This window comes from Streptomyces maremycinicus (assembly GCF_001184025.1).
GTDB lineage: Bacteria > Actinomycetota > Actinomycetes > Streptomycetales > Streptomycetaceae > Streptomyces > Streptomyces maremycinicus.
Map to the genome: position 1 here is coordinate 81,413 of NZ_BBYG01000022.1, position 15,107 is coordinate 96,519.

A 15,107-nucleotide genomic window follows, 5' to 3' on the forward strand; every position below is an offset into this window, starting at 1 on the left:
CAAACTTCCCCCTCATGTGCGGCTCGGCCGGTTGTCAGTGGTGCCCGTTACCGTCGCGACACTGGCGATCGACCCGAATTTCCTGCAGCCACCCAAACGTCGCTATGGCCCCGGGGCTGCAGATGACCGATCCGCGACTCACGTGTCCCAGGGTGGACCGATAACGAAATGTGGTGGTCTGGTGGATTCTCAGCGCATAAATGATGGAATGTCAAACGGGCTTGCGAACAAGGCAGTTGATCCGGTAGATGAGTCGATGCCAGTCCCGGAAGGCAGACTCGTGGCCCACTCGCCGGGCCACCAAGGGACCTGGCACTGGTACGAAGACCACGCCCGCGGTACGGGCGAGCTGGCCCGTCGGTTCGCAGAGCCATGGGGAGGCGGTGACCTCGCCTACCGGCTCGGACGCGACCACGACACGGGCAAAGGAGCCTGCGCGTGGCAGGAGGGGCTGATCGAGGAGGCCACCACCGGCCGCAAGACCAGACGGCCCTCGCACAACGACGCCGGAGCCCTCCTGTTCGCCCGGGCGGCCGAACCTTCCCCCGCTCTGCTGCCCTGCGCCGGTGTGATCGATGGACACCACACCGGCCTGTCCGCGTGGTCGGAAGTCCGGCTCCGGCTGAAGGCCCTGATGGCCGACTCCAGCGAGGTGGACGAAGCCATCCACCGAGTCGCCGCGGTCATGCCGGAGATCCTGGACGGCTCATGCCCGGCCGCCCCGGACTGGCTCGACCCACGTGACAAGATCGCTGTGGAGATGCTGGTCCGCATGACCTACTCGGCCGTGGTCGACGCCGACCGTCTCGACACCGCCGCCCACTTCAGACCCGGCACGCACATCCGGCCGCACGTCGGGATGCCAGAACTATGGGAGAGGTACGAGGCCCGCCGCCAGGAGGCCCTCGCCGGACGTCAGCGCTCCAAGAGCGCCTCCTGGCTGGACAAGCTCCGCGAGAAGGTCTACCAGGAGGCACTCGAAGCCGCCGCCGGCAAGCCGGGCGTGTACCGGCTGCACCTTCCGACCGGCGCCGGAAAGACGTTCACCGGCGGAGGCTTCGCCCTCCGCCACGCCTCCCTGCACGGATTGCGGCGCGTCATCGTCGCGGTCCCGTTCATCTCGATCACCGAGCAGAACGCAGCGGAGTACCGAAGCCTCCTGGACGCCGAGCAAGGACCGCCGGTGGTGCTGGAGCACCACTCAGCCGTGAACGTCGAAGCTCCGCAGCAACGCGCGCCGCAGTCCGCCGGCCCCTCGACGAACGTGCGCCACGGCCTGAAAGGGGGCCGGCCCAACCGGTGGACGAAACTGGCCACCGAGAACTGGGACGCACCCTTCATCGTCACTACCACCGTCCGCCTGATCGAAACGATCTTCGGAAGCACCCCCTGGGCGACCCGCCGACTCCACCGGCTCGCCAACTCCGTGATCGTCCTCGACGAGGTCCAGGCTCTCCCTGACAGGCTCCTGACCCCGATCCTCTCGGGCCTGCGGGAACTCGTGGAGCACTACGGCGTGACCCTCGTACTCTCATCGGCGACCCAGCCAGAACTCGCCGCACTGAACTCCTGGCGCGCCGGTCTCCCTCAACGTGACGTCGTCGCCGACCCCGCACCCCTCTTCAAGCAGCTGCGCCGCGTCAGATATGAGTGGCGGACCGGCCCGGAAGTGACCCTCGCAAGCATCGCCGCCGAGGCGGCCGAGCACGACCAAGCCCTCGTCGTGGTCAACGGGACCAAGGACGCCAGTCAGGTGCATCGCATCTGGCTCGGCACGAACTGCGACGAGGACCCAGGCGTCCTGCACCTGTCGACCCGCATGACCGGCGGCCATCGCCGAGAATCCATCCAAGTGACAAAGCAACGCCTGGAGCAGGGCCTGGACATCCTCCTCGTGTCCACCTCGCTCATCGAAGCCGGCGTCAACCTTGACTTCCCCCGCGGATACCGCGCCAGATCAACACCGGAGTCCGAGCAGCAGGCCGCCGGACGGGTCAATCGGGAGGGCAAGCGCCCCGCGAAGGACAGCATCATGACCATCTTCGATCCCCGGGATGGCCTCAACCCGGAGATGGTCTACAACACGTGTGCCATCGCAGCGGCGTCCCGCCGCTTCGGCGACGGGCTGGCCGATCCCGACGATCTGGACGTCCTCCGCTCGTACTACCAGCACCGCTACCGCCTCCAGACAGGACAACACTCCAAGGACCCCAACGGAGCCACCGGAGAAGTCATCGAAGCGCTGCGAGAAAAATTGCACTACCCGGAGGTCGCGCGCAGAATGCGGATCATCGACAACGAACACTCCGTGGCCGTGGTCGTCATCCGCCCTCAGCTTGAAGAAGAAACCCGACAGGCCGCCCAGAAGGCAGTCGACCAGCTCCGCCGCGGCCTGCCAACGCCGGTGACCTACCGCACCCTGCAGGAGCACATGGCATCCATCCCAGAGCGGGAACTGGAGCTGGCGATCAACGCCGGCTACGCCATCGAAGTCGCCGGTGACCTGCACCAGTGGGTCGGCCCCTACCACCCGCAACGAGGCATCGAACCCCCTGCATGACCATTCAGACCACCGAGCGCGCACCAGTACGCTGGCGGAACTGGAACCGCCAGCCGGCTGCCGAAGTGTGGCGATCAGCTTGCAGCAGTGAAAATTCGAGTGCTTGGAAAACCGATCCGTCGCGGTGGTCGCCCTCCGTGCGACCGAGGATCTCAACACGCTGGGCGAAGCTGCGGCAGCGGCGGCTCGTGGGCCGGCGGTCGCCCTCCAGGGCGACCGAAGAATCGCAACATGAACGACGAACTGCGTGTCCTGACCCAGTTCCCCCTGGCGGTTGCCCTTCGGGGCACCGAGGATCGCAACGGGTTCTTGCACGGCCCGTCAACCCGGATGTACGGGTATGGCGGTCGCCTTCCGGGGCGACCGAGGATCGCAACACCGCCAACGGCGCGGCTAACCTCATCAAGGTGAGCTGGCGGTTGCCCTCCGGGGCGACCGAGGATCGCAACCACGAAGTCAACCTGCTGTTCGGGGACCTAATGTGAGTCTGCCGGTCACCCCCAAGGGGTGACCGGCTATCGCAAGCGCTACCAGCCGATCACCCCGTCCACGGCCGCGCAGTTAGCGGTCGCCCTCCGGGGCGATGGAGGATCGCAACCACGGCAGGCCCTGGCGTACTGCACAGAGGCCAGCAGTGGCGATCCGTCTCAGGGCAACCGAGGATCACAACGTCTCAAAGTCCCACGCTCACGTCTGCATCTCGGACCTGGCGGTCGCCTCCCGGGACGACGGAGAACCGCAACATGGTGATCAGCGGGTGACCCTCCTCCACGGCGGGCGCTGGCGGTCGCCGTCCGGGGCAACCGAGGATCGCAACTGGGCCACGTCAAACGCCCCGCAGGACCTGCGGGCCCTGGCGGTCGTTTTTCGGAGGACCGAGGATCGCAACATCGCATAGTAGATGTCGATCATGTCGCCGGACGCGGCTGGCGGTCGCCCTTCGGGGCGACCGCGGATCGCAACGATACGATGGACGGTGACAAGCGCGTCCGGCTGTACCTGGCGGTCGCCCTCTGAGGCGACCGAGGATCGCAACCAAATTCAACGCTGGATCGTAATTCCGCAAGGTCAGACTGGCGGTCGCCCCTTGGGGCGGCCGAGGATCGCAATCCCAAGGGTGGCGACGGCAAGGTCATCCCAGTCACGTCTGGCGGCCGCCTTCTGCGGCGACCGAGAATCGAAACAACCAGCACAAGGACTACGCGCAACGGAACGGCCGGCGGTCGCCCTCCGGGGCGACCCGGATTCGCAACGGCGGCATAGTTGCCTCCTGGGGCAACGAAGGCACGCGGCGGCCATCCCTACGATGGCCGAGGATCGCAACCCCGCAGTGCTCATGCCAGCGAAGGTCGTGCACGGCTGTGGCGGTCGTCCTCTGGGACAACTCGCAAGAGCATCGAGTCCACTGGGGTCGATGCGGCCCGCGGGGTGATGTTCTCCGGCGCAATTGGTCCGTTACTGGTCCGTGTGGAGCTCCACCGATGTCAGAGAGTGACGAGAAGAACCCAACGCGTTACATTGGGTAGCTATCGCGTCGGGTTGCCTGGAGCGCAACGATGCCTCCAAGCAACCCGACTTCAGGCTCTAGAAGAAGCCAAGTTTCTGAGGGCTGTAAGAACAAAGAATGTTCTTCGTCTGCTGGTGGTACACAGCCCCATCCGCCGCTGACCTGCGGCAGATGGTGGAATCCTCTGCTGAGCAACCGAGTTGGTCCGCACCTGGTCCGGATCTTGGCACACCCGCCTTCCTCCCTCGGGCGCTTTGCAGCGTGGGCGACCCAACAAGCCCGCCAGCATGCTGCGGCGCGAGCCAATAGCGGATCAACTCCCCGGCCCCGAGATCCAGCGAGCGCGGGGCCTCGGCGCTGGCCGAGCACTCTTCATGTGAAGGCCACGTGGCCGAGGCGCGCGCGTGAGTGCCAAGCCGGAACGACCGAGCCACAGGTCTCGCACTCCCCGTCCCTCTGATTGGAGCGCATCGCGGACGTGTCCGACGTGGTGCCTTCCGGGTCGGGCGTCGGGGCGTGAGACGGATGGTAGGTCACCCAGCCACCCCACACACTGCGGAGCAGCACGCCGGCCTCTGTCGCGACGTCTGCGCCGCACCGGGCACAGCGGCCCGCGCATTGGTTCGTCCGTACCGGACTGTTCACTGCCTCGCCTCAATGAAGATCAGACCCTGCAGCAGAGCAGAGTGTGTGTTCGCGCCGCTCGACACAGGTGCTTCAATCATCGGCTGCGGCAAGGAGTTGTGCCGCGCGTTCGGGGGAGATGTCCCATTGCAGGGCGACCGTGATCAGGAATTGCAACTCCTGGTAGTCATCGGCTGGTTGGCCGGTGACGCCTTCAGCAAGGGCGACCGCAAGATTGGGGACTCCCGGGTCTCGGATCGCCACATCTTCGTCGATTTCGCTCTGCACCCGGCGAGCCAGGGAGCCGAGGAAGTCCACGATCGCACTGATGACGGGGTCGCCGGGACGGAATTCCGCGATGATGCGGTGTGCCTCTTGGAATCGCCTCGCAGCCTCGTCGGCGACGCTCTGGTGCAGAGGAGTGGTATCCCGCAAAGTTGCCAGGTACACCAGGCCAGAGAGGCATTGAAGAGCCTGGTGGGCGTCGATGACCGCGTTAGTAAGCGGGGTCGGGTGTGCCTCGGGAAAGGCCGTAATCCAAGTGTCGAAGAGGTCGACTCCCGGCCACAACGTGGTGGTCTGGAGCTGCCGAGCCAGGAGGCGGACGGGTCTGCTTTCGACGAGTGGCACGAGGAGGACGGGTCCTCGGTAGCCCTGCGATACATGATCGTGGTGCATCAAGGCGCTCAGTTCTTCCACCGCCGCCGACCATCCGATGACGTCGTCGAGGTACACGCCCACCGCCGACTCAACGGCCGGCCATTCCGTCGCGTCGGGGTCGGCGAGAGGGCGGGCGTAGAGCTCAACGGAGAGTCCTGCGGTCTCGGCGTCGACCTGGAGTTGCTGCTGTACGACGGACGCTCGGGCGCTGGCGGCGGCGCGGGCTAGGTCCGCCGCCCGGGCGAGAGCGAAAGCAGATGGTCCCGATCGTGCCGCGGTTCTGATGGTCTTTAGACCGACGGTGCCCCAGGCAAGCTCCGCGAGAACGGCGTGAAGGTCGGTGAGAGCCTTCGTCATCTGGTCTAGGACAGCTGGTGGTTCCTGGTCGATGAGGTGCCATTGTTCCGCGTCCCGCACGCCCAACGCGCTTTTCCTCAGCGAGTCTCGGGCGTACCCGGCGAGTGATCGGTACTGCTCGGGATCCGCGATCCTTCGTGTCAGATTGTCTGCGACCCCGTGTGCGAGCAGTTGCAAGTGGTCCGCTCCGCCACCCGGGACCGCATCGTCGGCAGGCAGTGAGGACAGGTGGGTACCGTCCATGGGCAGTGTCAGCGAGGTGGCCTGCTTGTACAGGTCAGCCTGCATCGTCTGAAGCATGGCGATGTCCCGGGGCTGACTGCGGCCGGTGAGCCAGACTCGGGTCAAATCAGCCAAGTATTTGTACAGCTTAGGGAGCAGGGCGTTTGCGGCAGCGGCTCTGCTGGTCCGGTCGGTGGTGCCGGCCAGGGTGGTGGCGATCAGGCTCTGCGCGCGAATCCACGCCACCTGGGTCGGCGAGCGATCGTACTGACGCTCCAGACGGCTGATCCCAGCTGTGAAGTCACCGAAGGCCCGGGGAATGCCACCAGGCAGCAGGCTCTGAACGTCCACGCTTTCGCAGTGCGGGAGGCAGCGCAGCAGGATCCGCCCGAAGGTCCGGACCGCTTGTTCCGCCTCCGGCTGAGCCCGATCGGACACGTGCAGGAGACGGGCGTACGCGATCTGTCGTCCTTCCCGCTCTACGACGGCTACCTTGTACAACCACGGAAAGTGGGCTCTCAGTCTCGTCAGGACAGTCTCTTCTCCGCCCACGAGTTCCAGCAGGCCGTTCGCCAGATCCAACGACACAGCTCGCGCCGCTGTGAGAAGGTCCCCCAGCGACTCGATCGATGAACCGGTGAGAAGTCGGCCGAACGCTGAGTCCGCGAGTGTCGGAGGCCAGTTCGTGAGATCCAGATCTGATCCGGTCAGGACGGCCAGGACCCTCTGCGCCTCGGCCGGTTCCGCGCACCGTGCAAGACGGTGGGCTAACTGGGCAGTTCCGAGCCGTTCCACCAGGGTGTCGCGCAGCGGTGAGCGCAGCGGACGGTACGCCCGGATCTCGGCCGTAGCCGCGGCGATCTCGGGTTGCAGGTCGGGCAGTGAATCCCCGTCGAGCAGCGCGAACTGCAGAAGGGTTCGACGGTGTGCGAGCGATACTTGATGCCGGTCGAGGATCCGCTTCCAGTCAGTGGCGCAACGGGTGAAATCGACCAGCCGGAGGGCCTGGAGGACGCCGGTGACCGCGGCTGTTCCGTGCCTTTGCCCGAGTTCGACGACTATCTGGTCCAGTACGACGGAATCGAGGTCGGGGCGCTCCGTGAGGACGCCGGCCACGAACGGCTGGAGCTGTTCGTCTGCCAGCATCCGCATGACCGCGATCACGGTCTCGTCCAGTACAGGCGGCGGCACTGCGTGTACGGCATCCGCCAATCTGCCTGAGCGCAGCTGGTGGAGCCCGGACAGATGACCCAACCGCTCCTGGACGAGGTGCTCGTGGATCAGTCGCGAGAGCGCGGCGCGGAGTTCCGCGTCCCGGACTCCGAGTTGCTGCTGGAGCACCCGGACCGGCAGATCAGTGCCCCATCGATGGGCCACCGAAATCCTGGCCAGAATGTCGAGCTCTGTCTGTCGTCCTTCGACCACTCGCCGGTCGACCTGCTCCGAGAGAACGTCCGAGAGCCGCCGTCCTTTGGTGAGAAGGTGGGTGAACTCCAGAGTCAGACCGTCGGCTGCCTCGTATGCCTCCCGCCAGTGCGGTGTTGTTGTGGCACCGGACGCGGTCAGCCCGGTGTGGATCTCCTTCGCGACGTCCTCGTCGAGTGTCACTGTGATCTGCGTACACCTGGTCCGGCTCCGCAGCGGCAACAAGTCCTCACTGCGTACAGAACCCAACAGCAGGACGCCGGGAATCGGGGCGAGTTCATGCTGAAGCGCGTCCCAAGCCTCGGCCGAGCCGATCCCGATGCCGTCCACCACGAATCCGACCGGCGAGCGCGTCGAGGGCTTCAACGCTCTTGCCAGCCGTACCAACGAGGCGATGTCCCCGTCTCGGAGGCGCCTGATCCGATACCAGAGCACATGCCTGGTCACGTAGGCGGCCATCCACATGACCGTCGACTTGCCCACTCCTGACGGGCCGACGATGAGGATGCTCTCCTCGCGGTCGATCGCCGTTACCACCTGGCCGGTCAGAGCCTGCCTGGGTGCGGGCAGGCCGGCCGCGATATGGCCGGGCTGCACGTCGACGCCTTCGTAGAAGCCGGTCGGCAGAAGCGGTCGGTCGAAGTCCACCGGCTCGCAGGCACCTGACGACAGGGCTTCTTCCAGCGACTCGCGATCGATGGTTTCCACGACCTCCTGGGCCATGCGCTCGATGCTTGTTCGGGTGAGCTCGGCCGCCTCACGCAGACTTGCCTCTGCGTTGACATCGGCTTGGCCTGCCACCTCATCGCGTAGGGCCAGCACAATAGGATCGGCAGCCGCAGGAAGCAGCCCGAAGCGCTGTACCACCGCGGTCCGGGTTTCCTCTGCAGCGGCACCCCATGGCAGCACGTAGAGGCTGACAACCTTGCGCCAGGCGTCGATCTCATCCCTGTTCAGACCGGCTTTTGCAGCCTTCGAGTCGAATTCCCGTAGTACAGAATGGTCTGTTGGGAGAGCACTCAACGGACGATCCCAGTCGGTGAACAGTTCTCCTGCCACTGGCCGTTCGAGAATGAGGATCGCGCGGTCGGTCACTCCCGCTGCTTCCCGCTTGGCATGCGCCTTGGCCATGGAGACGAGATGCCCGGCTACGTCGGCAGCAGTGAAATCGCCGACCCGTTCCTGACGGGATTTTACCTGGATATGCCAGGATGTAGGGCCCGCGCAAGAGAGGTCCTCAAAACCTTCGGGGATGATGCGATCAACGACGAGTCGGCCGGATAGGACCCGGCCGCACAGCCATGCTCCGACGGCATCCTGGTAGTGAAATCCGCGACCGGCCCGCGCCCCAGAGCGTGTCTTCGTCCACAGGGATTCTGCGGGTTCACTGTTCGGATCGCCTTGTCGCACTGGTGCGACGGGTCGCTCTCGGCGCCCCCTATTCTTACTGGCCATCCTGGAAGCATGGCAGTTTGGTCGGACAGTCGAGGCGACTTGTCCAGGCATGCCCATGGTCACCCGCAAGGGCGCCGCCACTGCCAATGCCGCCGGACCGTCAATGACATGCGAGGCAGTCTGCTGGTCACGCCTCGTATGGCGGCTGGGGCTGCGCTCGGTTCGGAGTGATGAACACCGCGAGGCAGCGGAACTCGCTACTTGGGCCCTCCAGTTGGGTGTATGGACGCCAGGTGAGCATGTAGGCGCCCCGCAGCACTCGGGTGTTGTCCGGGAAGGAACCGCCGGCCCACAGCAAGGTGCCGCTCAGTTCGCGGCCCTGGTGGATCCGGAACTCCTCGTCCCTGGTGGGCATCCTGCGTTGCCTGGGGCGCCACAGGGCGGCCTCGTTTGTGATGAGCAGGGCCAGCCCGTTCTGGTCCTCGCGGTCGCAGAAGCGTTCCAGCCTTCCTACGTCCCGCAGGAAGTCCTTACGCGCGACGTCCGGTGCGTTGTGTCCGCGCAAGGCGTACTCCTCGGGAGGAGTCCCGGCGGTACCCGACCACTGCCGGGTCACGTATTTGAATTCGATTGCCGTACGGCCCGCAGGCCCCAGGCACAGTAGGTCCAGGTACTCCGAGGCGTCGCTCCCGCGCACAGGGACCTCGAGACGGCACCTGACCTCCGGCGCGACCTCGCCCAGGGCGAGGGCGAAACTGTGCTGGAGATCGGCCTCGGAATGGAACACCGGCCGCCGTGCGCGTAGACACGCCAGGACTTCGTCCAGCGCAGCGCTACCCGAGATCATCTCCAGGGTGGCGGGCGGGGGCGGGGGTATGGGTATCGGCGTGGCCACGACGCCATTGAAGACCGTGCGGCCTGTCCTTGTCAGCTGAGAGCTGATCACAGTCGACAGGAAGTCGGCCACATCGTTGGACGCCGAAGCGCTCGTGGTCCGCCGAACGCATCTTGAAAGGGGGCCGATACCGAGGATGCCGTCCCCCTTCCCCTGCTCGGTGCCCGGTTGTCCGGAGGGTCATCACCGGGACGTGAGTCAATTGGCAAGACCGCTTCCTGCGACGCTGGCGAGGGCTGCCACCCGCCAAACCCTTGACGGGCTGCCCCTGCAACCGTCACAGGCGAGCGGGGGCTGGGCGGGGTGGAGACGACGGCGGGCTGTTCCAGCGTGGCCAGAAGCGCGCAGGCCTTGGCCAGGTGCGTGGGGTTGGCGCTGAGCAGGGCCAGGTCCTCGGCGATGGCGACGGCCCGGTGCTTGCGGTCGTCGTTACGGGCGGGGGTGAGCAGGCGGCCGCGGCGGACGCATTCATCGGCGGCCGCCCGCAGCTCGGTGGCCGCGAGGTCGGTGAGGCGGGGGTTGTGGCGCACACGGTTGGCAATGTGGTGGAGCCGGTGGCGGACGGTCACGCTCGGCTTGGGCAGGCCGGCCATCTCCGGCAGGCACAGGGCGGGCAGGCAGGCCCGCAGCAGGGCGGTGTCGAGCGCCAGCTCCGGCTCGAGCTGTTCGGCCGGGCCGTCGTCCGTGTTCCCGGTGAGGGAGGAGCTGTTGGCCGCCATCATGCGGCTGCGGCGCGCCTCCACCTCGGCCTGGTCCAGGAGAAGGTGTTGGACGGCGGTGCCGATGGCGGGATGTTCGACCAGATCGTTCCAGCGGTCGGGGCAGGTTGCGAGGATGCGCCAGGGGGCGCCTTCGCCGAACTCGTGGGGCAGGCCCAGGTCGGCACGTTGCGCGAACTGCCATTCCTCGTGCTGCGGGTCCTTCAGCAGCCGGGCGAGCGGGGTGAGGGCGTGCTCCAGGACGGCGTCGAAGAGCGCCGGAGGTATGGGAGGGGCCGGTTCGGCGTCCGGCCGGTACAGGTGGCGGTTGGGGTCCCAGTAGGTGACGACGTCCTCGAGGTCGGTGTCGTGCATGCCGGGCAGCAGGCCGATCGCGGCGTCGACCTGATCGGTGTGGCGGGCCAGACCGATGACCAGGCCCGGTGTCGGGCGGTGGGTGCGCAGGATCGTAGGCAGGTCGGCGGCCACCACGACGCCCTGGCCGGCGAGTTCGGCGAGCTGCTTGTCGTCGGCCTGCTGAAGGAGGCGGCGGCGCAGTCCGGGGCGGGTGACGCGGCTGAGCAGGACGGGCAGTGCGTCCGCGAGGGCCTTGGTACGGCGTTCCTCTCCGCGGCCGGCGACGTCGTGGGGGGCGACGGAGGTCGAGCACAGTGCCTCGACCATCCTGGGTAGCGCCTCGTCCGGCAGCGCGTCGCTCACAGCGAGCTGCTGCCACAGCCCAGCACGTCCCGGCGTTGACCATGTTCGACTCTCCCAGGCTGCGACCCCGTGTGACCGTCTGGTCACTGCATAGCTGGGGGTGACGCTACGCGGCGACGGCCGCCCACCGGCCCCGAACGTTGAATTGCGCCGTCAGATCGCTCAGGGGCGTAGGCGCAGGGACCCGGCTGGTCCTCTTCCGCGAGACCAACGCTTGTGCGGTCATGGGATCCGCCGCCGACGGCAAATCCGGTCCAGGCATGAGCTGTCTTCCCTGCCGCTATCGCAGTTGTTGCGCTTGATGGCGCTGGTCGTGGTGCTGGACAGCGCGGCGTGGAAAAGCTTGGGCCATCCAGTCCTGTGATGCTCCCACCTGGTGCAGCGTCTCGATCTGCCGGTCGTAGTCGCGTCCTTCGGGGCTGGCGTGGACGCGGAGATAGAGAAGGTCGTCTTCGTCGTGGCTGTCGAAGTAGAAGGCGCAGGTGTGGCCCCACTGGTAGGGGGCGTCCGGTTCGGCGCAGTGGCAGAACCGGTGGGCCACCTGCACGGGCAGGCCCCATCGCGGGTGGCACAGCCGCTGAAGGAGCCGGTCGTGCCACAGGGCCCGAGGGTGGGCGGTGCGGGCGTCGATCTTCCAGCTGTCGGCGTCGTCCCAGCACTGGACACGGTAGAAGGCGGTGCCGGTGGGGAAGAGCGCGATACGCCGGAGCAGAGCGCTGCCCACCGCGGCCCGCCTGGCTCGCAAGCTCTCGAGATTGGGAGAGGCGTTGAGGTAGCCGGATTCAACGGGATCGAGGTGCGGGGTCGTCCATAGCGGTCGCAGTCCGTTGTCTTCGCACCAGTGCCGGTGCCGGCCTTCGATGTCGGCCCAGCCCTCCGGCAGCCCGCGGGGCAGAACGAGCAGGAGGGTTGCCGCTTGCCCCGGGCTCACCGTGTGCAGGTGCAGGTGCAGCTGTCGGCCGCCGGCCTTGATGCCGGTCACCCGCAGGCCGGGGATGCCGGGCACATCGTCCCCGGTGCCCGGTGCGGGAGTCGAGGGCAGCAGACGACTCAGACAGTGTTCGGGGAAGGAGTACCGCTCCTGGCCCATGTAGGGGTCGAGGTGCAGGGTGAGGGACGTGGTGGCACTGGTCAGTGAGGCGATGCCGAAGGGGTGCGCGCACAGACTCGGGGAGGTGCCCAGTTGCTCGAGGACGCGGCTCTCCAACTGCGCCTGCGCTGGCGAGGCCGCGGGTGCCGGGTGGCTGGTTCGAAGGCCGGCGCGGCGGGACTGCCCACTGCACTCGGCCCAGTAGCGGAGCTTGCGGGATTCCCACGAGGAGCGGTCGCTCACGACAGTGCCTTCCTGACGCGCCTCGGCCCGATCCCGGCACGTCAACGAACACTGACGAGCTGCTGTGTGTGATCACGGTGGTGCAGGCCGGTGCAATGCCACGCTCCTTGCGTTCCGGTACGCCGGATCGGGCGGCGGTCGGAACGTGGCCCGCCTCGGGCCAGTTCCGACCAGCATCCAGCACGACCACGGCCGGGGACGGACGACACCTTCACCGGTTCACTCGGACGGGTCCTGTGCGTCAAGCCTGGAGGGGACAGGTGAGCGGGAGCACGCGTTCGGTCAACTGCCCGGTGAGCTGGGCGTTGGTGAGGGTGGCGTCGGTGAGCCAGTCCGCTGCGGTCAGCTGGTCGACCAGCTGCTGCAGCTCGCTGGGATCGACCGCGACCCAGGCGGTGAGAGTGTTCAGGGCGATCCCCTGACCGCCGGGACCGAGGATCCCCGAGGCGTCGGTCTGGGTGGCCAGCGTCAGGGCAAGCAGCCGGGTGCCGGCGGCGGCCTTGGCCTTGCGGAGCTTCTTATCCGACACGATTTTTTGCGCCCAGCCGGAGAGCTTGGGCCGCATCTTCTTGCCGAACGTGAACGGACCCGCCTCGTCCTCGCGGGGCACCAGAGAGGGGACGGTGATCGGGCTGGGGTTCTCCGGCCGGGAGGCGAGCAGGTCGCTGGCGTGCCGGGCAGGGTGAGCCAGCCGCAGCCGGTCAGCTTCTCGACCAGGGCCTCCGGGTCGGTCAGGCCCAGCGCGGTGAGGTCCTGGCCGACGAGGTTGCCGGTGCCGGTGTGCGCGGTGCGCAGGGTCAGCATCAGCGTGAGCAGCCGTGCCTCCGGGCCGGGCAGCGGGCTGTGGTCGGCCACGTGGGCAAGGACGGAGCGCGAGTGGTCCCACTGCGTCCGCACGGTCAGCAGTCGGCTCACGGTCGGCCCACTGCCAGGGGCCTCAGTGCTGCTGGTGGGCTCACTGCCGGCTGGTCCAGTACCGGTTTGCCCGGGGCCGCTGGAGGTCCGGCCCGTGCGCTGTTTGTGCTGGAAGCGGGCGGCAGCGGCGGCCTGTTCGGCACGCACGGCCTCTACCCGCAGGCTGAGGATGCCGCTGGCGTCGGCCCAGGCGATAAACGCGCGGGCTTTTCGCTCGTGGAGGTCGGCGAGCAGCGCCAGGTCGGGTTCGGTTCGCTGCTGGTAGGTGCGGAAGAGGTCACCGAGTTCGATGAGTTCGTCCCGCAGCGCGGTCGGTCGCAGATTATGGGGGATAACCCGCTGGGCGATCTTCGCCTGCTGCGGGGGGCGCCGTGCAACTGCGGAGCGGGGAGCCGGGACTGCCGTCCCGGTGGCGGCCTGGTGGTCGGAGATCTGCGGCCCGCTCGTGCCGGTTCCCGTGGCTGCGGGGGCCGAGCGGCTGGTGGTCTGCGGGCTGGGCGGCTGGCAGGTGGCTGCGGTCTTGGCGCCGGGGGTTGCGGCCGCGCACCTCGAGCAGCACTCCATGGCTTGCCACCAGCGTCCTTCCCGGTCCGTGATCACGGCCAGGACGACCGGGCCGCCGCACCGCCAGGGTTCGGCACGCGTGTGCCGGCCGGTGCCGGGGATGTGAGTGTGGCAGCCGTCCAGCTTGCATGCGCAGAACGCCCCGGCCCTGGGGGCGGGGGCGGCGCGCAGGTGGGCCTTGAGGTGGGCGATGGCGGCCGCGCGGCCGGCGGCCGCGGACGGCAGGCGCTGCTCGGCACAGGCGGGACGGCTGCACGAGATGCGCACGGCCGCACTGCCCCGGCCGGCGGCGTCCAGACGCACCGTCCAGCGGCGTCCCGGCACCCGCTCCTCCAGCTCGCTCACCGCGGCCTGCGTCATCTAGGTCTTCCTCCCGTGCCGTGTCTGCGATGCGTGCCGCCGCTTTCCGCCGTGCGGGGCGTGTGCGCGGGCGGCGAGGCCACCGTATGCGGCGCCAGGGGGAGAAGGCTGGTGAACTCGCCCGGCCTTTTCGGCATGCACGACCGTCGCATGCGTTGCCCGGCCAGCACCTGGCCCCCGGGCTGCCGGTCGATGTCCGAGGCGAGTTCCCGGCACCTCGGACCGCAGAGCGTCGGCCCATTGCCGGGTGAGTGCCCGTCCGTTGACGTACAGCTCCCCGTTCCGGCCTCCGACGGCGAACAGCACCCCGCCCCTCTGGGCGGGGATCACCATCGCGCCTGTCGGCTCGGCGACCTTGCCCTGGTGTACCAGCACCGCGGTGGCGGCCTGAGCCTCGGCCAAGGCTTCCTCGTCCACCGTCGGTATCGGGTCGGGGCCAGTAGGCGGCAGCAGAGGCATCACGCCGTCCTGGGGCGCACCGTCCAGGCCGCGGCCGGCGAGCTGGTTGTTCTCGTAGAAGGTGACCATCCCCGCCAGCAGCGGCATTTCCTGCCGCAGCTGTTCGGCCACCGACGGCGTGAGCCGTTCGCCGTTGGCCAGCACCTGCCCGCTCCTGCCGACCGCGACGGAGAGCACCTTGCCGTCCGGAGTGAAGTGGTACTTCACATCCGTGCCGCCGGCCATCAGGCCGGTGTCGATCGCCCGGTCCCACAGTCGCATGACCCGCTCGACTTCCGCCTGCGGGAATGGCGGCTCCGCCCCTCCGGGCGCGTGATCGTCACGTAGGTGACGCCGACCGGCTGCGGCACCCGCAACGAAGAGCTGACGACCGACGGCGACGTCCAGGTTGGCGGGGTTGTACACCGCATCTG

General features: G+C 67.7%; 9 protein-coding genes. 2 read left to right on the forward strand and 7 right to left on the reverse strand.

All coding sequences use genetic code 11. The features are described from left to right. Window positions 1-16 precede the first annotated feature (16 nt). Window positions 17-2,560: a CRISPR-associated endonuclease Cas3'' gene (locus AOQ37_RS33355; protein WP_234437085.1), complete on the forward strand. Its 2,544-nt coding sequence runs from the start codon at window positions 17-19 to the stop codon at window positions 2,558-2,560. A 2,224-nt stretch (window positions 2,561-4,784) separates the two neighbouring features. Here the strand turns inward: AOQ37_RS33355 and AOQ37_RS33360 are convergent. Beyond that, entirely contained in the window at window positions 4,785-8,486 is a 3,702-nt protein-coding gene (locus AOQ37_RS33360) for a hypothetical protein (RefSeq protein ID WP_159401402.1), read from the reverse strand. Between the two features lie 9 nt (window positions 8,487-8,495). Between AOQ37_RS33360 and AOQ37_RS40565 the strand changes: the two genes are divergently transcribed. Next, on the forward strand, window positions 8,496-8,639 hold the full coding sequence (locus AOQ37_RS40565) for a hypothetical protein (RefSeq protein WP_159401403.1): 144 nt from the start codon (window positions 8,496-8,498) through the stop codon (window positions 8,637-8,639). 298 nt (window positions 8,640-8,937) lie between these two features. Here AOQ37_RS40565 and AOQ37_RS33365 read toward each other — a convergent pair whose 3' ends face one another. From AOQ37_RS33365 to AOQ37_RS41555, 6 genes are all read right to left on the reverse strand, one after another. After that, on the reverse strand, window positions 8,938-9,645 hold the full coding sequence (locus AOQ37_RS33365; protein ID WP_234437086.1) for a hypothetical protein: 708 nt from the start codon (window positions 9,643-9,645) through the stop codon (window positions 8,938-8,940). A gap of 47 nt (window positions 9,646-9,692) precedes the next feature. Further along, complete coding sequence (locus AOQ37_RS33370) at window positions 9,693-11,063, reverse strand: hypothetical protein (protein WP_159401404.1); 1,371 nt, start codon at window positions 11,061-11,063, stop codon at window positions 9,693-9,695. 280 nt (window positions 11,064-11,343) lie between these two features. Next, on the reverse strand, window positions 11,344-12,396 hold the full coding sequence (locus tag AOQ37_RS33375) for a hypothetical protein (protein WP_234437087.1): 1,053 nt from the start codon (window positions 12,394-12,396) through the stop codon (window positions 11,344-11,346). Between the two features lie 241 nt (window positions 12,397-12,637). Continuing rightward, entirely contained in the window at window positions 12,638-12,925 is a 288-nt protein-coding gene (locus AOQ37_RS42215) for a hypothetical protein (protein ID WP_374701561.1), read from the reverse strand. Further along, on the reverse strand, window positions 12,865-14,235 hold the full coding sequence (locus AOQ37_RS33380; protein ID WP_374701562.1) for a hypothetical protein: 1,371 nt from the start codon (window positions 14,233-14,235) through the stop codon (window positions 12,865-12,867). Before AOQ37_RS33380 ends, AOQ37_RS42215 begins: the two co-directional genes overlap by 61 nt. Further along, window positions 14,236-15,099: a hypothetical protein gene (locus tag AOQ37_RS41555; protein WP_234437088.1), complete on the reverse strand. Its 864-nt coding sequence runs from the start codon at window positions 15,097-15,099 to the stop codon at window positions 14,236-14,238. Window positions 15,100-15,107 lie beyond the last annotated feature (8 nt).

Bases quoted from the DNA above. Each gene is read 5' to 3' on its own strand.
- AOQ37_RS33360 (WP_159401402.1), bottom strand. From the start codon at position 8,486: ATGGCCAAGGCGCATGCCAAGCGGGAAGCAGCGGGAGTGACCGACCGC.
- AOQ37_RS40565 (WP_159401403.1), top strand. From the start codon at position 8,496: ATGCCCGGCTACGTCGGCAGCAGTGAAATCGCCGACCCGTTCCTGACG.
- AOQ37_RS33380 (WP_374701562.1), bottom strand. From the start codon at position 14,235: ATGACGCAGGCCGCGGTGAGCGAGCTGGAGGAGCGGGTGCCGGGACGC.